The sequence below is a fragment of the Tardiphaga sp. 813_E8_N1_3 genome, from assembly GCF_051811025.1.
Lineage (GTDB): Bacteria > Pseudomonadota > Alphaproteobacteria > Rhizobiales > Xanthobacteraceae > Tardiphaga.
On the sequence record NZ_JBPWQE010000001.1, the window covers coordinates 4,277,393 to 4,298,056 of the forward strand.

Sequence of the window (20,664 nt, forward strand, 5' to 3'; positions counted from 1 at the left end):
CTATTTGGCCTGCTCGCTTGAAGGTTTTACGGACGCCCACCACAGATCGGGAGCACCGACGCCGATATATTTCGGCAGATTGGCGGGATGGCCGAACACATCCCAATAGGCCACGCGATGCGACGCCGAATACCATTGCGGCACCCAGTAACGGCCGGCGCGGATGACGCGGTCTAGCGCGCGTGCCGCGAAGACCAGCTTGGGCCGCGTATCGGCCGCGATGACGTCGTTCATCAGGGCATCGACCACAGGATCGGAAATGCCGGCCAGATTGTTCGACCCCTTGGTGGCGGCCGACTGCATCGAGAAGAACGAACGCAGCGAATCGCCGGGAATGGTGGAAAAGCTGAAACGCTCAATGGCGGCATCGAAGTCGAAATCGTCGCGGCGTGCGCGGAATTGCACGGGATCGACAAGGCGCACACTGGCCTCGATGCCGAGCGTGCCGAGATTCTTGATATAGGGCATGTGATGCGCCTGGAAAGCAGGCTCATCGAGCAAAAACTCGACCTTGAACGGCTCGCCCTGCGCCGTCATGCGCTTGCCGTCCTTCATCACGCAGCCGGCGTCGTTCAGGAGCTGGACGGCCTTGCGCAGCAGCGCACGGTCCTGACCTGATCCATCCGATGTCGGTGGCAGATAAGGCGTTCCGAAAACCTCGACCGGCACCTTGTCGCGGAACGACTCCAACAGTGCGATCTCTTCCGGCGACGGCACGCCGGTCGCCATCAGGTCAGAGTTCTGGAACGGCGACACCGTGCGCACATAGGCGCCATACATGATGGTCTTGTTGGTCCATTCGAAATCGAATGCGTTACCGAGCGCCTCGCGCACGCGCGGATCCTTGAACTTGGCGCGGCGTGTGTTGAGGAACCAGCCCTGCGCACCGGACGGTGTGTCGTCGGGCAGCATCTCCTGCTTGACCCGGCCATCCTTCACCGCCGGGAAATCGTAGCGCGTGTTCCAGATGCGCGACGTGAACTCCTCGCGATACAGATAATTGCGGCCGGTGAAACCTTCGAAAGCCACGTCGCGGTCGCGATAAAAATCGAACCGCACCGTATCGAAATTGTAGCTGCCCCGGTTGACCGGAAGGTCTGCGGCCCACCAGTCCTTCACGCGGTCGAATTCGATGTAACGCCCGACCTCGAAGCGCCCGACCTTGTAAGGCCCGCTACCGAGCGGCGTCTCCAGCGACGTCTCATCGAATGCGCGCTTATCGTAATAGGCCTGCGAGAAAATCGGCATGCCTGCAACGAACAGCGGCACGTCGCGGCCGCGCTTCTCGGCGAATGTCACCACCAGCGTCAGGTCGTCTACGGCCTCGGCCTTCACCATGTCGCGCATCTGCTGCGTGATGATGGGATGGCCCTTGGTCTTGAGGACCGTCAATGAGAATGCCGCATCGCGCGCGGTCAGTTTGCTGCCGTCATGGAAGCGCGCCTCCGGCCGAAGCGTAAAACGATAGGTCAGGCCATCGGCGGAAATTTGGACGGTCTTTGCCACCAGACCATACATCGCATCGGGCTCGTCGCCGGCGCGCACCATCAGCGGCGCGAACGTCATGCCCATGCCCTGCGCGCCGTCGCCCTTCAGAACATAGGCGTTCAGCGAATTGAAGGTCTGGAACGACTGGTTGAATGCACGGCTCGACGGCACCGTCGAGAAGGCGCCGCCCTTCGGCGCCTTGACGTTGACGTAGTCGAAATTCGGAAAATCGGCCGGATATTTCAGATCGCCAAAGGCGGAGATGCCGTGGGCCTCGCTCGGCGCTTGCGCCAAAGCGGGGCTGAAGCGTGAGGCCGCGATGGCGCCGATCCCGAGACCCAGCACGTGCCGACGATTGAGCTGCGCCATGCGCGATGTGCTCCTCAAGAGCGCTTGCCGATCTTGGCGGCCTTGTCGGCGTCGTACCACCAGATGGCGGGGAAACCCGACTGCCCGTATTTCGGTGGCTCAGGCGGACGACCGAAGCGATCCCAGCGCGCGGTGCGGACCTTGTTGTAGGTCCATTGCGGCACCACGAAGTTGTTCCACAGCAGCACACGATCCAGCGCCTTGGTCGCAGCGACGAGATCGTTGCGGTCCTTGGTGAAGATCACGCGATCGATCAGCTTGTCGATGGCAGGATTCTTGATGCCGATGATGTTGCGCGAGCCGGCCATATCGGCAGCCTGCGAGCCCCAGAATTCACGCTGCTCATTGCCGGGCGACAGCGACTCCGGCCAGGACGACACGACGACGTCGAAATCCCAGGTCCGCAGCCGGTTCTCATATTGCGTAGCGTCGATGGTGCGAACGGACACGCCAATGCCGAGACGTTCCAGCGACGGCTTGAAGAACAGCATCACGCGCTCGAAAGAGGGATCCTCGCCGAGCAATTCGAGTTCGAACGGCGCACCAGTCTTGGCATTGACCAGTTTGCGGTCACGGACTTCGTAACCCGCTTCCTTGAACAGTTGCAGCGCTTCGCGCAGATTGCCGCGCACATTTTCAGCACTGCCGCCGACCGGATTCGTATACGGCTTGGTGAACACTCCCGGCGGCACCTCGGCGCGCACCGTCTCCAGAATCTCCAGCTCCTTGCCTTCCGGCAGACCGGACGACGCGAGTTCGGTGCCATCGAAATAGCTGGAGATGCGCTTGTACTGACCAAAGAAGATCTGCTTGTTCATCTCCTCGAAATCGAACGCAAAATTCAGCGCGCGGCGAACACGCGCATCCTTGAACTTGTCGCGGCGAATGTTGAGCGCAAAGCCCTGCATGATGCCGGACGAACGATTCAGAAATTCCTCGAGCAGCACCTTCTTCTCGGCCACTGCGGGGAAGTCATAGGCCGTCGCCCAGTTCTTCGCGCTGTTCTCGGTGCGCCAGTCGACCTGATCGCCCTTGAAAGCTTCGAGCGCGACGGTGCCGTCGCGGAAATATTCGTAGCGCAACTCATCGAAGTTGTAACGGCCGACATTCACGTTGAGGTCGCGGCCCCAATAGTCCTTCACGCGCTCCACCGACACCGAACGGCCCGGCACGAACTCCTTGATGCGATAAGCGGCACTACCAAGCGGCGTCTCAAGCGTGGTGCTGCCGATGTCGCGCTTGGCGCCGGAAGCATTGGTGCCTTCCCACCAATGCTTGGGCAGCACGGTGAGCTGGCCGACGATCTGCGGCAGTTCACGGTTGCCGGGCGCATCGAAGGTGAATTTGATCTCGCGCTCGCCGACCTTCTCGGCCTTCACCACATGGCGGTAATATGCGGAATATTGCGGGTGATACTTCTTGAAGGACTCCAGCGAGAAGATCACATCCTCTGGAGTCACCGGCTTGCCATCATGCCACCTGGCATTCGCACGCAACCGATAGGACACCCAGGAGTAATCCTCGGGATGGCTGACGGCTTCCGCGAGCAGACCATATTCGGTCGAGACCTCGTCCAGCGATCCTGTCGTAAGGGACTCGTAGATCAGCCCGACGGCGCCGGCGATGTTGCCCTTCACGCCAGCCACCGCGATGTTGAAATTGTCGAAGGTGCCGATCGCGATCTGGCGGACGGTGCCGCCCTTGGGCGCTTCCGGATTGACGTAGTCGAAGCGCTTGAACTCCGCCGGATACTTGATCTCCCCGAACAGCGACAGCGCATGGCGCCATTCTGCACCTTTAGCCGTAGACTGGGCACTTGCTGCGTCGATGACGGAGAGGCTGCCCGCACCACCGATGACAGGGGCAAGTGCGGCGAAGGCGCTGGTCTGGAGAAGGCGGCGTCGGGAAATCGTCAATGTGCTGAATCCTGTGAACCGAAGCAGTCTATTAGAACGGTCATATAAGGCGAGGGTTCGACCGATTATGCCGGCTTTTCCGCAGGATACCACCCGTCATGCCGGTTGCATCCTAACGCGTTGCGGCCAAACGTCCCGCTTAAGCTTTGGTAATGCAGATACGAAAACGGCCAGGCTGAGCCTGGCCGTTTAATCGATGATAAATTACCAAGGAACAGCGTTACAACACCGTCCTCATTTCGCTGCAGTGGGCAGCGGCACCGGCTTATCGGCGAGAGTTGCCAGATAGGCGATCACGTCGGCGCGCTCGCTATCCTTTTGAATGCCGGCGAAGCCCATGGCCGTGCCCGGCACGGTGCCCTTCGGATTGGCGATAAACTTGTTCAGCTCCTCGAAGGTCCAGGTGCCGCCCTTGGCCTTCATGCCCGCCGAGAAGTTGAACCCGGCCTTACCTTCGCCCACCTTCTCATTGACGACGCCGAACAGGTTCGGGCCAACGCGGTTCGGGCCGCCCTTTTCGAACGTATGGCAGGCGGCGCACTTCTTGGCTGCGGTTGAGCCCTTCTCGACCGAAGCGGTCTGCAGCAGCTTCTCGATCGGTTCGGACGGCGCGGCAGCAGCCTTGGCACCACCGGCAGCCTCTTCCTTCACGGCGATATCAAAGCCGGGCTTTTCCATATGCTTCGGTGAAAACACGGCCTGTGCGGTGAAATTCGTCACCATCAGAACCAGGCAGGTGCCGAGAATGGCACCCATAATCTTGTTGAGTTCGAAGGAGTCCATAGTCGAAAAGCCCCACGCCGTTTTAGGTCATTGGAAGGCCGCTCCAACGGCCTCGACACACTCAGGAATCACGTTCCTGCGGCCCTTGGGCCTGCCGTTTTGAGATAACGGTTTGCCCATCCTCTGGCAACCCGTATAAACGCCGCGCCCTTTGATGTGCATCATACTTTTCGGGGGGAAGATCACTGGAATCCAAGCCGATTTTGACATGACAGACACACGCACCCTGGTGCTCATTCCCGCCCGGATGGCGGCCACCCGCCTGCCCGGCAAGCCGCTGCTCGATATTGGCGGGCTGCCGATGATCGTGCATGTGGCGCGACGCGCCAAAGAGGCCGATCTGGGCCGTGTTGCCATCGCTACCGATACGGCCGACATTGCGGATGCCGTTAAAGCCCACGGTTTCGAGGCGGTCATGACCTCCCCGGACCACCCGTCGGGGTCCGACCGGATTTTTGAGGCCCTGTGCAAGCTCGATCCGGCCGGACAAGTCCAGACCATCGTCAATGTCCAGGGCGACCTGCCCACCATTCCGCCCGGCGACATTAGCGCCGCGGTGCGCCTGCTCGACGACCCCGCGGTCGATATCGCGACCCTGGCGACCGAGATCCACAAGGATGACGAACATACCAATCCGAGCGTGGTGAAGCTGGTCGGCTCGCCGGCCGGACCCGACCGGCTGCGTGCGCTGTATTTCACCCGGGCCACGGCGCCCTATGGCGACGGGCCCCGCTACCATCACATCGGGCTTTATGCCTATCGGCGCGCCGCGCTCGAGGCCTTCGTCAAACTCGCGCCGTCGACGCTGGAGCTCCGCGAAAAGCTCGAACAGTTGCGCGCACTTGAGGCCGGCATGCGGATCGACGCCGCCATCGTCGATAGCGTCCCGCTCGGCGTCGATACACCGGCGGATCTCGAAACTGCCCGCCGACTGCTGGCAAATAACTGAGTGACTGATACAAGACCCGCCATGACCATTCCCAAAAATCAGATCATGAAGATAGCATTCCAGGGCGAGCCCGGCGCCAATTCCCATATCGCCATCGTCGAGGCGTTTCCGAATGCCGAGCCGCTGCCCTGCGCCACCTTCGAGGATGCGCTGGCAGCTATCGCTTCGGGCGAGGCCGATCTCGGTATGATCCCGATCGAGAACTCGATCGCCGGCCGCGTCGCCGACATCCATCATTTGCTGCCGCAGTCGGGCCTACATATCGTCGGCGAGTGGTTTCTGCCCATTCACCACCAAATGATGGCGCTGCCCGGCGCGAAGCTCACCGACATCAAGACGGTGGAGAGCCATGTCCACGCGCTCGGCCAATGCCGCCGCATCATTCGCAAGCTCGGCATCAAGGCCATCGTCGCGGCCGACACCGCAGGTTCGGCACGCACCGTTGCCGAGCGCGGCGATAAGAGCTGCGCCTCATTGGCCTCCCGCCTAGCTGCCGATATCTACGGGCTCGAAATTCTTGCCGAGGACGTCGAGGACGAGGATCACAACACGACGCGCTTCGTGATCCTGTCGAAGGACGCCAAATGGGCGCTGCAGGGCTCCGATCCGCTGGTCACCAGTTTTGTTTTCCGCGTCCGCAACCTTCCTGCGGCGCTCTACAAGGCCCTCGGCGGCTTCGCCACCAACGGCGTCAACATGACCAAGCTGGAAAGCTACATGGTCGATGGTGAGTTCTTCGCCACGCAGTTCTATGCCGATGTCGACGGTCATCCGGATGACCGTAGCCTCGCTTTCGCGCTCGAAGAGCTGAAGTTCTTCTCACGCGAATTCAGGATCGTCGGCGTCTATCCGGCTCATCCATTCCGCGCGACCTTCGGCGAACCGACCTCGTAACCGGTCAGTTTCAGGACGACGCCGGCCGGACGTGATCGGTCAGCGCATGCGTCGCTGCCATGGGCGATCCGGGCAGGAATAGCTGAACCGGACGGATTTCATAGACTGCAGTCGGATTGACGCGGCGCAGATCGCGCGCGGTCGCGATGGCGTCTTCACGGGTCGCACGATCGACCACATAGAAACCGAGCAATTGCTCCTTGGTCTCGGCAAAGGGCCCGTCGATGACCACGCCAGAGCCGGGTCCGCGCAGGGTGAACGCGCCCTTGGTGCCGCCCAGCCGCGCAGCCGGCCCCATCTGACCATCGGCTGTCAGCTTCTCATGAAGCCCGTGAAGATTGGCCATCACGGCAGTGTCTTCATCGGCCGTCCAGGACGTGACAACATCTTCGACGTGATAGGCGAGAATTGCATAGAGCATGGATTTTACCTCGTGTGGTGACGGCGCCGATCCAAGGACGTTTCGGTAATCCCTATCCCGACATTGCCTCTCGAAACTTTACGATGCCTCGCAGATTGACGAATCCACCGCAACCAACTCGACGATATTGCCGTCTGGATCGGTGATATAAATGGAGCGCCAGCCGGTCCATCGGTGTTCGTAGGTGTTCGGCTTGAAACCCGCTTTCGTCAGGGCATCGAGAGCAGGCTGATAGTCCGATAACGCAATCTCCAGCGCAAAGTGATGCAGCGTGGGCGCCCGCAAATCGGGAGCCAACCAGTCCGTGTTGTCACGATTGGATGGCTGATCGACCCTGAAAAGACCGATGATGCGGTGATGGCCTTCAAAGCCATCCTCTACTTTGAGAAATACAATCCGATCGTCGAAGGCGCGCAGCAGACTAAGGCCTAGAACATCTCGATAGAAACTGATCGCGCGCGGCATATCGCTGACACGCAAAACGACTTCGCCAAGGCCACGCGGCCTCACCAGAGGTGCCATCATCCCCTCCCATTGTCGCGGCGCTCGCTGACCTCGCTGCGCCTAGGCTGCTGCTCTCTGCAATTGAAATACATCCGCCAACAGACCATAGGACCGCTTCCGCGCCTCATGATCGTACATCGCGGTGATCACCATCAGCTCATCGGCCTGACATTGGTTGATAAGCGGCCGCAGTTTTTCCATCACCGTCGCCGGACTGCCGACGAACAATCGCGAACGATTGCGCGCGATCTTGATCTTTTCGCTGTCGCTATAGGGATAGGCCAGTGCCTCCTCGACGCTCGGCAGCGGCGCATATTCGCCGCGGTCGCGGCGAAGGCGATTGAGGTCGGCTGACGAGGCCAGCCGCTCGGCCTCGGCATCCGTCTCCGCACAAATCACCGCGACGGCGAGAATCGCGTGCGGCACCTGCCGCCAGCCGGAGGACTTGAAGCGCGCGCGGTAGTGCACCATCGCGTCGGCGGCGGCGTGGGACGCAAAATGGTGGGCGAAGGCGAAGCCCATGCCGACCTGCGCAGCCAGATCCGAACTGTAGTCGCTGGAGCCGAGCAGCCAGAGCGGCGGTAGCGGCACGTCATTGGGCATCGCCACGACGTTGTTATAAGGATGACCTTCCGGAAATTGCCGTGTCTCCCACAGCACCAGCTCGCTCAGTCGCTCGAGGAAATCATCAACCTCGCGGCCGGCGAGACGGTTACGCAACGCATAGGCCGTCGCGCCATCGGTGCCCGGCGCACGGCCGAGGCCGAGATCGATCCGGCCGGGAAACAGCGCCTCCAGCATCTTGAAGCGCTCGGCCACCATCAGCGGCGCATGGTTTGGCAGCATCACGCCGCCGGAGCCGACGCGGATATGCTGCGTCACCGCTGCGATCTGCCCGATCATGATCTCCGGCGCCGGGCTCGCGACCGACGCCAGATTGTGGTGCTCGGCCAGCCAGTAACGGACATAGCCGAGACCATCAGCATGTTTGGCCAGATCGATGCTGTTGCGGAGGGCCGCCGCGGGCGGCGTGCCTGACGTGACGACCGAGAGGTCGAGAATGGAGAGCGGGATCATGGCACCAAGCTAGTGCGTCCGCACGAGAGGGCAAAGAACGTTATGGGCGACACACTCTTCCCCTCAAGCTAGCGCCAAAAGGGGGTACCAACCGTGGGACATATTGAGCAATAATTTCAAATCGAGACTACCTGCCCACATTTAGAAAACATCGTCCAAGCAGCAATCGAGAGCTAAAATAAGCAGAAATATACTCATTTTTTGTCAGATACGATGGCGCGCGCCCTCTGCCCACACATCGAGAAAAGCTTGATAATATCTGGGTCGTAAAACTGATGTTGGGCCAATTCCCACCCCAAAACTACTCTGGATGGGCTATTTCACTCCTCGGCCATAGCCTATCTTTGTGCAGCGCAGCCAAGGTCCAGGACCGGGGCGGCGCCAGATGACACCCGATACCGCCTTTGAGGCGGTGGAGTTCGACGCGATGACCGAGATCAACCCGGCCACACCCACCAAGCTTCCTAATATCTCCTTCGAGTTCTTCCCGCCGAAGACCGAGGAGATGGAACGCACCCTGTGGGACACCATCGAGCGCCTGGCGCCCCTCACCCCGTCCTTCGTCTCGGTGACCTATGGCGCCGGCGGATCGACCCGAGAGCGGACCCACGCCACCATCGTCCGCCTGCTAAAGGAAACAAACCTGACGCCTGCTGCGCATCTGACCTGCGTCGGCGCGCCGAAAAGCGAAATCGACGATGTCGTGACCCGCTATCATGAGGCCGGCGTCCGCCACATCGTGGCGCTGCGCGGCGATCCGACCACCGGCATCGGCACGGAATATATACCGCATCCGGATGGTTACAAGACTTCTGCTGATCTGGTCGCCAGCATCCGCAACCGTTATCCCGATATCGACGTCACCGTCTCCGCCTATCCGGAGAAGCATCCGGAGAGCACCGACTTCGATGCCGACATCGATACGCTAGAGGCGAAAGTCGATGCCGGCGCGACTCGCGCTATCACCCAGGTGTTCTTCGATAACGATCTCTACTTCCGCTACCTCGACAAGGTCCGCGCCCGCGGCATCGATATCCCGGTGCTGCCCGGCATCATGCCGATGCATAATTTCAAGCAGGCAAGAGCCTTCGTCACCCGCGCCGGCACCACCGTGCCGTCCTGGCTCGCCGACAAGTTCGACGGCCTCGATAACGACGCCGAGACCCGCAAGCTGGTCGCCGCCACCGTGGCCGCCGGCCAGGTGCAGAAGCTCGCCAAGCAGGGCGTCTCCGATTTCCATTTTTACACGATGAACCGCGCCGATCTCGTTTTCGCCATTAGTCACCTGTTGGGCTTCCGGCCGAACGGCGCGCAGAAAGCTGCCTGATCACATGACCGTATCCGTTTCGCCGAAGCGTACCGAACTGCTTGCCGCCGCTGCCGAGCGCATCCTCGTGCTCGACGGCGCGATGGGCACCATGATCCAGGGCCTGCAATTCGACGAGGCCGCGTTCCGCGGTGAGCGCTACAAGGATTTCCATCGCGATCTGCGCGGCAACAACGACCTGCTGATCCTGACCCAGGCCGACGCCATCGAGGATATCCACGCGCAATATCTGCGCGCCGGCGCCGATATCGTTGCGACCAACACCTTCTCGTCGACCTCGATCGCACAGGCCGATTATGACCTGCAGGACATCGCCTATGAGATGAGCCGCGAAGGCGCGCGCCTCGCCAAGAACGCTGCCATCACCGTCGCTGCCGAGGACGGCAAGCCGCGCTTTGTCGCCGGCGCCATCGGCCCGACCAACCGCACCGCCTCGATCTCGCCTGATGTCGCCAATCCCGGCTATCGTGCGGTGACCTTCGACGATCTCCGCATCGCCTATAGCGAGCAGATCAACGGACTGCTCGACGGCGGTGCTGATCTCTTGCTGGTCGAGACCATCTTCGACACGCTGAATGCCAAGGCCGCGCTCTATGCCATCGCCGAAATCTGCGAGGCGCGCGGCATCGACGTTCCCGTGATGATCTCCGGAACTATCACCGACAAGTCAGGTCGCCTGCTGTCCGGCCAGATGCCGGAAGCGTTCTGGAATTCGGTGAAGCACGCCAGGCCCGCCACCATCGGCTTCAACTGCGCGCTCGGCGCCGAAGACCTGCGCGGACATATCGCCGATATCGGCCGCGTCGCTGATACCCTCGTGTGTGCCTATCCGAATGCCGGCCTGCCCAATGAATTCGGCCAGTATGACGAGAGCCCCGAATTCATGGCGGGGCTGATCGGCGAATTCGCCGCCAGCGGTCTGGTCAATGTGGTCGGCGGCTGCTGCGGCACCACGCCGGACCATATCGCGGCCATCGCCAAGGCCGTCGCGCCGCACAAGCCGCGCGTCGTGCCGGAGATCGCACCGCTCCTGCGCCTGTCAGGTCTGGAGCCGTTCGAACTGACCTCGGCCATTCCCTTCGTCAATGTCGGCGAGCGCACCAATGTCACCGGCTCGGCGAAATTCCGCAAGCTGATCACGGCCGGCGATTACACCGCCGCATTGCAGGTGGCGCGCGACCAGGTCGAGAACGGCGCGCAGGTCATCGACATCAATATGGACGAAGGCCTGCTCGATTCCGAAGCGGCGATGGTCGAATTCCTCCATCTCGTCGCCTCCGAGCCGGACATCGCCCGCGTGCCTGTCATGGTCGACTCGTCGAAATTCAACGTCATCGAAGCCGGCCTGAAATGCGTTCAGGGCAAGCCGATCGTCAATTCGATCTCGATGAAGGAAGGCGTGGAGAAATTCATCCACGAAGCCAAGATCGCGCAGCGCCATGGCGCCGCCGTGGTCGTGATGGCGTTCGACGAGGTCGGCCAGGCCGACACGTTCGCGCGCAAGACCGAGATCTGCAAGCGCGCTTACGACATCCTGGTCGGTGAGCTGAACTTCCCACCGGAAGACATCATCTTCGATCCGAATATCTTTGCGATCGCCACCGGCCTCGAAGAGCACAACAATTACGGCGTCGACTTCATCGAGGCGACGCGCTGGATCCGCCAGAACCTGCCGCATGCGCATATTTCCGGCGGCGTTTCCAACCTCTCCTTCTCGTTCCGCGGCAATGAGCCCGTGCGCGAAGCGATGCATTCGGTGTTCCTGTATCACGCCATCAAGGCGGGCATGGACATGGGCATCGTCAATGCCGGCCAGATGATCGTCTATGACGACATCGATCCCGAACTGCGCCAGGTCTGCGAGGACGTCATCCTCAACCGCGATCCCGGCGCCTCCGAACGGCTGCTCGAACTCGCCGAGAAATTCCGCGGCCAGACCAAGCAGGCGAAGGAACAGGATCTCTCCTGGCGTGAATGGCCAGTGGAGAAGCGGCTGAGCCACGCGCTTGTGCACGGCATCACCCAATATATCGACGAGGACACCGAAGCCGCGCGCCTTACCGTGGCGCGCCCGCTGCATGTCATCGAAGGCCCGCTGATGGCCGGCATGAATATCGTCGGCGATCTCTTCGGCGACGGAAAGATGTTCCTGCCGCAGGTGGTGAAGTCGGCCCGCGTGATGAAGCAGGCGGTGGCTTACCTGATGCCATTCATGGAGCAGGAGAAGGCCGACAATCTCGCCGCAGGGATCACCGGCGATGGCCGCAAGAATGCCGGCAAGATCGTGCTCGCGACCGTGAAGGGCGACGTTCACGACATCGGCAAGAACATCGTCGGCATTGTGCTCCAGTGCAACAATTTCGAGGTCATCGATCTCGGCGTCATGGTGCCGGCATCGAAGATCATCGACACCGCCAAGGCCGAAGGCGCCGACATCATCGGACTTTCAGGCCTGATCACGCCTTCATTGGACGAAATGACTTTCCTCGCCGGGGAGATGGAACGGCAGGGTCTGAAGATGCCGCTGCTGATCGGCGGCGCGACGACCAGCCGCGTGCATACGGCGGTAAAGATTGATCCGAACTATCGCGCCGGCGCTGTGGTGCATGTCAACGATGCCAGCCGCGCCGTCGGTGTTGCCTCGTCGCTGCTGTCACCTGAGAAGAGCGTCGCTTATGCGGCCGAAGTGCGCGCTGATTATGCGAAGATCTCGGCCGCGCATTTCCGCGCGCAGCAGGACAAGAAGCGGCTGTCGCTCGTCAAGGCGCGCGCCAACGCTCATGTCGCGGACTTCGGCAAGACGGTGCGCAAGCCGACTTTTCTCGGCATCAAGACTTTCACCGATTATTCGCTCGAAGAGCTTGCTGCCTATATCGACTGGACGCCGTTCTTCCAGACCTGGGAACTGTCCGGCCGCTTCCCCGGCATCCTCACCGACAGCGTCGTCGGCGAGGTCGCATCCTCGCTCTATGCGGATGCGCAGAAGATGCTGAAGCAGATCGTTGAGGAGAAGTGGTTCACGGCCAAGGCAACCATCGGCTTCTGGCCGGCCGATGCCGTAGGCGATGACATCCGCCTCTATGCCGATGACAGCCGCAACACCGAGATCGCCACGCTGCACACGCTGCGTCAGCAGCTCGAGAAGCGCGAAGGCCGCTTCAACGCGGCGCTCTCCGACTTCATTGCGCCGAAGATCTCGAATGTGCCGGACTATATCGGCGGCTTCGTCGTTACCGCCGGCATTGGCGAGGATATCATCGCCGACCGCTTCAAGAATGCGAATGACGACTATTCGTCGATCCTGTGCAAGGCGCTGGCCGACCGCCTCGCCGAAGCCTTCGCCGAGCGTATGCATGAGCGCGTGCGCAAGGAGTTCTGGGCCTATGCGCCGGACGAGGATATCTCGACCGATGACCTGATCCTGGAAAAATATCAGGGCATCCGCCCTGCTCCCGGCTATCCCGCGCAACCCGATCACACCGAGAAGGCGACGATCTTTAAACTGCTCGATGCCGAGAACACCGCGGGCGTAACGCTCACCGAAAGCTACGCCATGTGGCCGGGCTCGTCGGTGTCCGGGCTCTATTTCAGCCATCCGGAAAGCTATTATTTCGGCGTCGGCAAGATCGAGCGCGATCAGGTGGAAGAATATGCCGCGCGCAAGGACATGAGCGTAGCTGAAGTGGAACGCTGGCTGGCGCCGGTGCTGAATTACATTCCCGGTGCCGAGCCTGCGCCGGTCGCTGTACCCGCGCCTGCCAATGACGAACTCGCGACCCATCCGCCGGGATGTAACTGCGCGGTGCATCTGATGTATCGCGGCAAGAAGGTCGGAGCGAAGTAACCCTTCCTTATCCCTCCCCAACGCGACGCTGTCGAGCGCCTCGCATTCTCGCGGCGCTTGCGCGTCCGAGGTGTGAACAATCCCCTCAAACGATGAGGCGTGGCCGCGCGCCTGACCGCGCAAAGGGTGGTAATTTTCGCGATCCGCTTCACCGCGAATTTCCGGTCCCGGCAAAGTTATCGTTTCAATCGTGCGGCGGCGGAACAATCAGGATGACCGCAGCTTGTTGCATGCGCAATGTTTGCGTTTGGAGGGTTGAAATGAAACGTACCATGATCGCGACGGCAGCCGCGGCACTCCTGGGTCTGGGCCTGATGCTTCCAGCGAACGCGATGCCGGTCGGTGGGCTTGCACCTGCGAGCACCGCCAGCGACATCATCCAGGTTCGTGGTGGCCATGGCGGCGGACATCACGGTATGCATCGCGGCGGGCGTGGACATCACTATGGCTGGGGACGCGGACGCGGCCATCACTACGGCTGGTCGCGCGGACGGCATCGCGGCTGGCGCTGACGACCAACAGCAGGCGCGATCAGCCTGACATGAACATCATGAAGAGCCGCCCGCACAGGCGGCTCTTTCTATTTGGCGAGCAAGCTTTCAATCCTTCCCCGGATCGCTCGCCAGCACGCCCTTCACCGCCTGCGCCCAGCCCTTGAGCTTGCGCGTGCGCGTGGCTTCGCTCATCATCGGCTTGAATCGGTGTTCGAGACGCCAGTTGTCGGCGAACTTTGCGGGCTCGGGAAACACCCCGGCCTTGAGACCGGCGAGATAGGCGGCGCCCAGTGCGGTGGTTTCCTGGATCATCGGGCGATCTACAGGGGCATTCAGCAGATCTGCAAGGCGCTGCATGGTCCAGTCCGAAGCGGTCATGCCGCCGTCGACGCGGAGCACGACGGTGGCCGCCGAGACATCCGGCCAGTCCGCGCGCATCGCCGCATAAAGATCCCTTGTCTGATAGCAGACGCTTTCCAGCGCGGCGTGCGCGAGTTCGGCCGGGCCGGTGTTGCGCGTGAGGCCGAACAGCGCACCGCGCACATCGGGATTCCAGTAGGGGGCGCCGAGGCCGACAAAGGCCGGTACCAGATAGACCGACTGCAATGAATCGTTTTGATCGGCGAGCGGCCCGCTTTCGGCGGCGCTCTTGATGATCCCGAGACCATCGCGCAGCCATTGCACGGCAGAGCCGGCGACAAAGATCGACCCTTCCAGCGCATAGGTGCGCACGCCGTTGAGCTGATAGGCCACGGTGGTGAGCAACTTGTGCTTCGACACCACTGGCGTCGTACCGGTATTGAGCAGCGCAAAACAGCCGGTACCGTAAGTGGACTTGATCATGCCGGGCGCGAAACAGGCCTGGCCGATGGTTGCAGCCTGCTGATCCCCCGCAATGCCACCGATCATGATCGTGCCGCCAAACAGATCGGTACTGCCGAAATCCGACGAGGAGTCCTGCACCTTCGGCAACATCGCCTTGGGCACGCGGAGTAACTGCAGCAGTTCATCATCCCACTCACCGGTGTGGATGTTGAAGAGCTGCGTGCGCGAGGCATTGGTGGCGTCGGTCGCATGTACCTTCCCCGCCGCCAGCCGCCACAGCAGATAGCAATCGACGGTGCCGAACAGCAATTCGCCGCGCTCGGCGCGGTCGCGCGCGCCGGGCACGTGATCGAGAATCCAGGCCACTTTGGTGCCGGAGAAATACGGATCGACGATCAGGCCGGTCTTTTGCGTGATTAACGGCTCATAACCATCGGCCTTCATCTGCGCGCAGATCTCTGCGGTACGGCGGTCCTGCCAGACGATGGCGCGGTGCACGGCCTGGCCGGTGACGCGATCCCACACCACCACCGTCTCGCGCTGATTGGTGATGCCGATGGCGGCAATATCCTTCGCGGTCACGCCAGCCTTCGTCATCGCCTCGCGGCAAACGGCCAGCGTCGAGGTCCAGATATCTTCCGGCTCATGCTCGACCCAGCCGGAGGCCGGGAAATGCTGCGGGAATTCCTGCTGCGCACTGGCCGCGATCGAGATGTCAGCGCGGAAGATCATCGCGCGCGAGGATGTGGTGCCCTGATCGATGGCCATCACGAAAGACATGGCGTTTCTTCCCGAAAGATTGTGGTCGCGTTGTGTTGGGAGGCGCAGGCAACCGGATTAGCGCGGGCGCGTCAAGCGGCAGCGCCGGCGGTCAGGTCGCCGAGTCGACCATCATGACCAGAGCGGACGTGATCATCGCCAGTTCGCGCGGCAGCGTCTCGCGGGCCCGTCGCACGATGCCCTCGCCGAGCCGGCCGAAGAAACGTGCCCAGCGCTGTGCGCGCCAATACAGCGAATTCTCGACAGTGACTGAGCGCAGCTTGAACGCCTTGCCGGTGGCCCAGGCGTCGCATTCCAGCTTCAGCGGATCGGCGTAATATTGCGCGATCTTGTCGGCGCCCATGCCTGAAGTCGCAAGCCAGTTCGGGATGTGCACGCTGCAGAGTTGCGCCACATCCGTGAACACCTTGTCGGTGCCGGTACCGCTGCCCGGACAAGGCGAGGCAAAAGCATCGCCGACCAGCACTACGCCGGGCTGGACCACATTGTCACTCTCATAGAGATCAATCGGGCGGATCCTGATATCGCCGGATATCTTGTAGTCGCCGATCAGCGCACGCAGTTTCGGCAGGCAGGCATCCAATGCTGCTTCCGGCGTGCGCCGCATCTGGCGAATCCAGGGATCGTCGGTCTCGCGATAGACGAACAGGTTGCCACGCATCGTGTCGCCGATCGGGAACAGCGTGACATAGGCGGTGCGATGAACCGTCGTTTCGGCAAAATAGGTCAGCGCGGGAAATGCAAAACGATCACGGCCGACGGGCGCGATATCGAAGCCGACCGAGATCGAATGATTGGCCGAGATGACCGGGCGGCCGATATTGAGCTGATTGCGCAGACTGACGCTGGCGCCGTTGGCGAGGACAACGAGACGCGCGGAAATCTCCTCGCCATTGGACAGGCCGATGGTCTGGCGATCATCGGATGTGGCGATCGACGTCGCCTTGGCGTGAATGGTCTCGACGGTGGATGGGATCTGGCCACGCACGGTGTTGACCAGCGTGTCGTAGAGAAAACCGTGCTGCTGGCTTGGGCGTTTGTCGATCACGCGCCCGAAGCGCGCGATCCAGATCTCGTCGTCATGGGTCGCGGCGCCGAGCACCGCATCGACGAGACCTGTCTTGCGCAGCCGCTCGAGCTGAACGCCGCCACTGATCTTCTCGCAGCGGAGTTCGGGCGGATGGACCTGATGCGGCTCGATCAGAATCGCAGACACACCGGCGCGACCGAGCATCGCCGCAGCCGTCGACCCGGCGAGGCCGCCACCAATGATCGCGATATCCGTCTGCCGCACGGGAACTCTCCAGCTGCGGCTATCCGTGCGCCCGAAATGTTAAAAAACGGGAAAGGATTGAGGCATGCGGTAGTTGATTACCGCGGGAGGTTTGTTTCGGGGGACTTCACGTACCGTAGCCCGGACGGAGCGCAGCATTCACGTCCGTCATTCCGGGGCGCGGCCGGCGCGAGCCGGACGCGAACCCGGAATCCCTGAGTGGCCTGGCTCGACGGAGACTCCGATGTCGAGATTCCGGATTCGCGATCACCTGACGGCGCTCACGCCCCGGAATGACGAGCGTGGGTCGGGCAATACTTACACCGACGCCGTCGTTACGCCGCCGTCGATGACGATGGTTTGGCCGGTCATGAAGGTGGAGGAATCCGAGCCGAGATAGGCGACGGCGCCGGCGATCTCGTGGGGCTCGCCGATCCGACGCAGCGGCGTGGTCGCGGTGCGGCGCTTGAGATTGGCCTCGTCTTCCCACAGCGCTTTCGCGAAGTCGGTCTTCACCAGCCCCGGCGCGATGCAATTGACGCGCACGCCCTTGGGTCCCCATTCGCCGGCGAGACTGCGGCACAGGGCGAAGTCGGCCGCTTTCGAAATACCATAGGCGCCGATCACCGTGGAGCCGCGCAGACCGCCGATGGAGGAGATAATGACCACGGAGCCCTTGCCGCGTTCGGCCATCGCCGGGATCGCCTTGGCGCAGAGCCAGATATTGCTCTTGACGTTGGAGCCCATGATCTTGTCGAAGGCCTCGTCGGCGATATCGAGCAGCGGACCGTAATAAGGATTTACGGCGGCGTTGCAAACCAGGATGTCGATCGGGCCGTAATGCTTCACGGTGCCGTCGACCAGCGCGTCGATCTCGTCGCGACGGGAGATGTTGCAGGGAATGACATGGGCATCGCCGCCATTGGCCTTGATGCCATCGACAACAGCCTGACAGGCATCGGCCTTGCGGCTGGACACAACGACCTTGGCACCGAGTTGCGCCAGCAGTTCCGCGGAGGCCTTGCCGATGCCGCGGCTGGAGCCGGTGATGACGGCGACCTTACCAGTGAGATCGAAGGGATTGTTCACGGGCGGTCTCCTTGGTTTTTGATTGCGTTTCTTCGTTGTCATTCCGGGGCGCATTGCAGCGGCGAAGCCGCGAAAGTGCGAACCTCAACCACTCCAATTGGAGTGGCTGAGGTTCGTGCGAGCTTTGCTCGCGCGCCCCGGAATGACGGGCGTGTGGTTGGAACGACGAGTCTGTCGTTACTCCGTGATCCCGCCCGCAGCCGCCACGCGACGCAGGTGATAGTCGGCATCGCCGAACTGCTGCTCGATCATGGTCAGCCGCTTGAAGTAGTGGCCGATGCGATATTCCATGGTGACGCCGACGCCGCCATGCAATTGCACGCCGCCCTGTCCGACGAAGCGCGCGGACCGGCCGATCTGCACCTTGGCAGCGGCGACTGTCTTTGCGCGGTCGTCGAGATCCGTATAGCTCGATGCCATCGAGGCCAGGAACGACATGCTGCGCGCGGTCTCCAGCGCGGTGAACATGTCGGCTGCGCGATGCTGCAACGCCTGGAAGGAGCCGATGGCGACGCCGAACTGCTTACGTTCCTTGATGTACTCCACCGAAACCTTCAGTGCTTCTTCCATCGCACCGACTGCTTCGGCGCAGAGCGCGATACGGGCGTCGTCGGCGACCTGATTGACGATCGACAGACCGTTGTCGGCATCGCCGATCAGGGCATCCGCACCGACTTCAACATTGTTGAGCTTGATGTCGGCGGCGCGACTGCCGTCCTGGGTCTCATAGCCGTGAATGTCGACGCCCTTGGCATTCGCCGGCACCAGGAACACGTTGACGCCCTTGGCATCGCGCTGGCCACCGGCGCTGCGCGCGGTGACGATCAACGTGTCAGCCGTATCGCCATGGCCGACGACGAACTTCTCGCCCGACAACGTATAGCCCGAACCACTCTTCTTGGCCGACGTCTTGATGTCACCGAGGTCATAGCGCGAGTCCCTCTCGACCTGTGCGAAAGCCATGGTCTTGGAGCCATCGATGATCCCCGGCAGATGGGCAGCACGCTGTTCCGCCGAAGCGCGGCGCAGGAAGCCGCCGCCGAGCACGACCGTGTCGAGATAGGGTTCGACCACCAGATTGCGACCGAGCGCTTCCATCACGATCATGGTCTCGATCGGACCGGCGCCGAAGCCGCCATCATCCTCGGAGAACGGCAGGCCAAGCAGACCCTGTTCTGCAAACTTGCCCCAGATCGCCTTGCTGTATCCGCCCTTTTCAGCGCGATATTTCTTGCGGCTCTCAAAATCGTAGGACCCCTTCAGGAGGCCGTCGACACTGTCCTTGAGAAGCCGCTGCTCCTCCGACAAATCAAAATCCATGTTCCATTTCCTCAGATCGCGCGTGTCGCGCGCTTAAATTGATCTCGTTCACAACCGTTCGGCCGCAGGATGGGCTGGCGTGCCAACCCATCCGCAGACCGATATTTGGATCAAAGCCCCAGCACCGCTTTCGCGATGATGTTGCGCTGGATCTCGTTGGAGCCGCCATAGATCGACACCTTGCGGTAGTTGAAATAGCCGGGCGCGATCGGCGAAGCCCAGTCGCCCTCCTCGTTGCGTCCGTCACCTTCCGGCGCGAACGGCAATGCGAAGGGACCAGTCACTTCGAGCAGCAGCTCGGTCAGCGTCTGCTGGATTTCCGAACCCTTGATCTTGAGGATCGAGGATGCCGGATCCGGCTTGCCCTTGCCGTGCTTGCCTTCAGCCGCGACGACGCGCATCTGCGTGAGTTCGAGCGCCTTGAGCTCGATCTCGGTGGCGGCGAGCTTCTGGCGGAACTGCGGGTCCTCGATCAGCGGCTTGTCGCCCGACATCACCATGCCGGCGAGTTCCTTGATGCGACGGATGCGTTCCTTCGACATGCCGACGCGGGCGATGTTGACGCGTTCGTTGCCGAGCAGGAATTTGGCGTAATCCCAGCCCTTGTTTTCCTCGCCGACGAGATTCTCGGCCGGCACCACGACTTCATCGAAGAACACTTCGTTGACTTCGACCCCGCCATCGATGGTCTGGATCGGGCGGACGGTGATGCCCTTCGACTTCATGTCGATCAGGATGAACGAGATGCCCGACTGCTTTTTCGCATCGGGGTCGGTACGGCAGAGGCAGAAGATCCAGTCGGCATGCTGCGCCAGTGTGGTCCAGGTCTTCTGGCCATTGACGATATAGGTATCGCCCTTCTTCTTGGCGGTGGTCTTCAGCGAGGCGAGGTCCGAACCCGAGCCCGGCTCCGAGAAGCCCTGGCACCACCAGTCGTCCATGTTGGCAATGCGCGGCAGATAGTGCTTCTTCTGCGCCTCGTTGCCGAAGGTGTAGATGACAGGGCCGACCATGTTGACGCCAAACGGCAGCGGCGGTGGCGCCGGGGTCTTCTGCAGCTCTTCCAGGAAGATGTACTGCTTGGCAGCGCTCCAGCCGGTGCCACCATATTCGGTCGGCCAATGCGGAACGGCCCAGCCCTTCTTGTTGAGCGTGCGCTGCCAGTTCACCAGATCGTCCTTGCTGGTGTGATGGCCTTCCTGCAGCTTCTTGCGCACGACCGGGTCGAGGCTCTCACGGAAGAAAGTCCGCACCTCTTCGCGGAATGCCACTTCTTCCTTGCTAAAACTCAGATCCATCGGATCCTCCTTG

16 protein-coding genes are annotated in these 20,664 nt (G+C 61.7%); 5 read left to right on the forward strand and 11 right to left on the reverse strand.

Annotated features, from left to right (window positions below):
- The 3 genes from AB8A33_RS20255 to AB8A33_RS20265 form a co-directional block, all read right to left on the reverse strand.
- Entirely contained in the window at positions 1 to 1,857 is a 1,857-nt protein-coding gene (locus AB8A33_RS20255; protein WP_439094362.1) for an extracellular solute-binding protein, read from the reverse strand.
- 14 nt (positions 1,858 to 1,871) lie between these two features.
- The gene (locus AB8A33_RS20260) at positions 1,872 to 3,773 is read right to left on the reverse strand and encodes an extracellular solute-binding protein (RefSeq protein ID WP_439094363.1); all 1,902 of its coding nucleotides are present in this window, start codon (positions 3,771 to 3,773) and stop codon (positions 1,872 to 1,874) included.
- 234 nt (positions 3,774 to 4,007) lie between these two features.
- Positions 4,008 to 4,556, reverse strand: a complete 549-nt coding sequence (locus AB8A33_RS20265) for a c-type cytochrome (protein ID WP_068736206.1) — start codon at positions 4,554 to 4,556, stop codon at positions 4,008 to 4,010.
- A 208-nt stretch (positions 4,557 to 4,764) separates the two neighbouring features.
- Here AB8A33_RS20265 and AB8A33_RS20270 point away from each other — a divergent pair, with 208 nt between their 5' ends.
- Both AB8A33_RS20270 and AB8A33_RS20275 read left to right on the forward strand, forming a co-directional pair.
- Positions 4,765 to 5,505: a 3-deoxy-manno-octulosonate cytidylyltransferase gene (locus tag AB8A33_RS20270; RefSeq protein ID WP_439094364.1), complete on the forward strand. Its 741-nt coding sequence runs from the start codon at positions 4,765 to 4,767 to the stop codon at positions 5,503 to 5,505.
- 45 nt (positions 5,506 to 5,550) lie between these two features.
- Positions 5,551 to 6,399 (forward strand): prephenate dehydratase, encoded by an 849-nt coding sequence (locus AB8A33_RS20275; RefSeq protein WP_439095990.1) that lies wholly within the window; start codon positions 5,551 to 5,553, stop codon positions 6,397 to 6,399.
- A gap of 10 nt (positions 6,400 to 6,409) precedes the next feature.
- On the opposite strand, the gene AB8A33_RS20280 is transcribed toward AB8A33_RS20275, so the two are convergent.
- The 3 genes from AB8A33_RS20280 to AB8A33_RS20290 form a co-directional block, all read right to left on the reverse strand.
- Positions 6,410 to 6,820 carry a YciI family protein gene (locus tag AB8A33_RS20280; RefSeq protein WP_439094365.1) on the reverse strand — a complete coding sequence of 137 codons (411 nt, stop codon included), beginning with the start codon at positions 6,818 to 6,820 and terminating at the stop codon, positions 6,410 to 6,412.
- Between the two features lie 78 nt (positions 6,821 to 6,898).
- Positions 6,899 to 7,342 carry a VOC family protein gene (locus AB8A33_RS20285; protein ID WP_439094366.1) on the reverse strand — a complete coding sequence of 148 codons (444 nt, stop codon included), beginning with the start codon at positions 7,340 to 7,342 and terminating at the stop codon, positions 6,899 to 6,901.
- Positions 7,343 to 7,384: 42 nt separating this feature from the next.
- Entirely contained in the window at positions 7,385 to 8,401 is a 1,017-nt protein-coding gene (locus AB8A33_RS20290; protein ID WP_439094367.1) for an LLM class flavin-dependent oxidoreductase, read from the reverse strand.
- Between the two features lie 427 nt (positions 8,402 to 8,828).
- On the opposite strand from AB8A33_RS20290, the gene metF reads away from it, so the two are divergent.
- From metF to AB8A33_RS20305, 3 genes are all read left to right on the forward strand, one after another.
- Positions 8,829 to 9,728, forward strand: coding sequence for a methylenetetrahydrofolate reductase [NAD(P)H] (gene metF, locus AB8A33_RS20295; RefSeq protein WP_439095992.1), 900 nt, complete (start codon positions 8,829 to 8,831; stop codon positions 9,726 to 9,728).
- Between the two features lie 4 nt (positions 9,729 to 9,732).
- Positions 9,733 to 13,572 carry a methionine synthase gene (gene metH / locus AB8A33_RS20300; protein WP_439094368.1) on the forward strand — a complete coding sequence of 1,280 codons (3,840 nt, stop codon included), beginning with the start codon at positions 9,733 to 9,735 and terminating at the stop codon, positions 13,570 to 13,572.
- A gap of 260 nt (positions 13,573 to 13,832) precedes the next feature.
- Positions 13,833 to 14,084: a hypothetical protein gene (locus AB8A33_RS20305; protein WP_439094369.1), complete on the forward strand. Its 252-nt coding sequence runs from the start codon at positions 13,833 to 13,835 to the stop codon at positions 14,082 to 14,084.
- Positions 14,085 to 14,171: 87 nt separating this feature from the next.
- On the opposite strand, the gene glpK is transcribed toward AB8A33_RS20305, so the two are convergent.
- From glpK to pimC, 5 genes are all read right to left on the reverse strand, one after another.
- Entirely contained in the window at positions 14,172 to 15,671 is a 1,500-nt protein-coding gene (gene glpK, locus AB8A33_RS20310) for a glycerol kinase GlpK (protein WP_439094370.1), read from the reverse strand.
- Between the two features lie 91 nt (positions 15,672 to 15,762).
- Complete coding sequence (locus AB8A33_RS20315) at positions 15,763 to 16,965, reverse strand: FAD-dependent monooxygenase (RefSeq protein WP_439094372.1); 1,203 nt, start codon at positions 16,963 to 16,965, stop codon at positions 15,763 to 15,765.
- Between the two features lie 297 nt (positions 16,966 to 17,262).
- Positions 17,263 to 18,075 carry an SDR family NAD(P)-dependent oxidoreductase gene (locus AB8A33_RS20320; RefSeq protein WP_439094373.1) on the reverse strand — a complete coding sequence of 271 codons (813 nt, stop codon included), beginning with the start codon at positions 18,073 to 18,075 and terminating at the stop codon, positions 17,263 to 17,265.
- Positions 18,076 to 18,210: 135 nt separating this feature from the next.
- Positions 18,211 to 19,353 (reverse strand): acyl-CoA dehydrogenase family protein, encoded by a 1,143-nt coding sequence (locus tag AB8A33_RS20325; protein WP_439094375.1) that lies wholly within the window; start codon positions 19,351 to 19,353, stop codon positions 18,211 to 18,213.
- A gap of 110 nt (positions 19,354 to 19,463) precedes the next feature.
- Complete coding sequence (gene pimC / locus AB8A33_RS20330; RefSeq protein WP_116663737.1) at positions 19,464 to 20,651, reverse strand: pimeloyl-CoA dehydrogenase large subunit; 1,188 nt, start codon at positions 20,649 to 20,651, stop codon at positions 19,464 to 19,466.
- Positions 20,652 to 20,664: the final 13 nt, after the last annotated feature.

Bases quoted from the DNA above. Each gene is read 5' to 3' on its own strand.
- AB8A33_RS20255 (WP_439094362.1), bottom strand. From the start codon at position 1,857: ATGGCGCAGCTCAATCGTCGGCACGTGCTGGGTCTCGGGATCGGCGCC.
- AB8A33_RS20265 (WP_068736206.1), bottom strand. From the start codon at position 4,556: ATGGACTCCTTCGAACTCAACAAGATTATGGGTGCCATTCTCGGCACC.
- AB8A33_RS20270 (WP_439094364.1), top strand. From the start codon at position 4,765: ATGACAGACACACGCACCCTGGTGCTCATTCCCGCCCGGATGGCGGCC.
- AB8A33_RS20275 (WP_439095990.1), top strand. From the start codon at position 5,551: ATGAAGATAGCATTCCAGGGCGAGCCCGGCGCCAATTCCCATATCGCC.
- AB8A33_RS20280 (WP_439094365.1), bottom strand. From the start codon at position 6,820: ATGCTCTATGCAATTCTCGCCTATCACGTCGAAGATGTTGTCACGTCC.
- AB8A33_RS20285 (WP_439094366.1), bottom strand. From the start codon at position 7,342: ATGGCACCTCTGGTGAGGCCGCGTGGCCTTGGCGAAGTCGTTTTGCGT.
- AB8A33_RS20290 (WP_439094367.1), bottom strand. From the start codon at position 8,401: ATGATCCCGCTCTCCATTCTCGACCTCTCGGTCGTCACGTCAGGCACG.
- metF (WP_439095992.1), top strand. From the start codon at position 8,829: ATGACCGAGATCAACCCGGCCACACCCACCAAGCTTCCTAATATCTCC.
- metH (WP_439094368.1), top strand. From the start codon at position 9,733: ATGACCGTATCCGTTTCGCCGAAGCGTACCGAACTGCTTGCCGCCGCT.
- AB8A33_RS20305 (WP_439094369.1), top strand. From the start codon at position 13,833: ATGAAACGTACCATGATCGCGACGGCAGCCGCGGCACTCCTGGGTCTG.
- glpK (WP_439094370.1), bottom strand. From the start codon at position 15,671: ATGTCTTTCGTGATGGCCATCGATCAGGGCACCACATCCTCGCGCGCG.
- AB8A33_RS20320 (WP_439094373.1), bottom strand. From the start codon at position 18,075: ATGACAACGAAGAAACGCAATCAAAAACCAAGGAGACCGCCCGTGAAC.
- AB8A33_RS20325 (WP_439094375.1), bottom strand. From the start codon at position 19,353: ATGGATTTTGATTTGTCGGAGGAGCAGCGGCTTCTCAAGGACAGTGTC.
- pimC (WP_116663737.1), bottom strand. From the start codon at position 20,651: ATGGATCTGAGTTTTAGCAAGGAAGAAGTGGCATTCCGCGAAGAGGTG.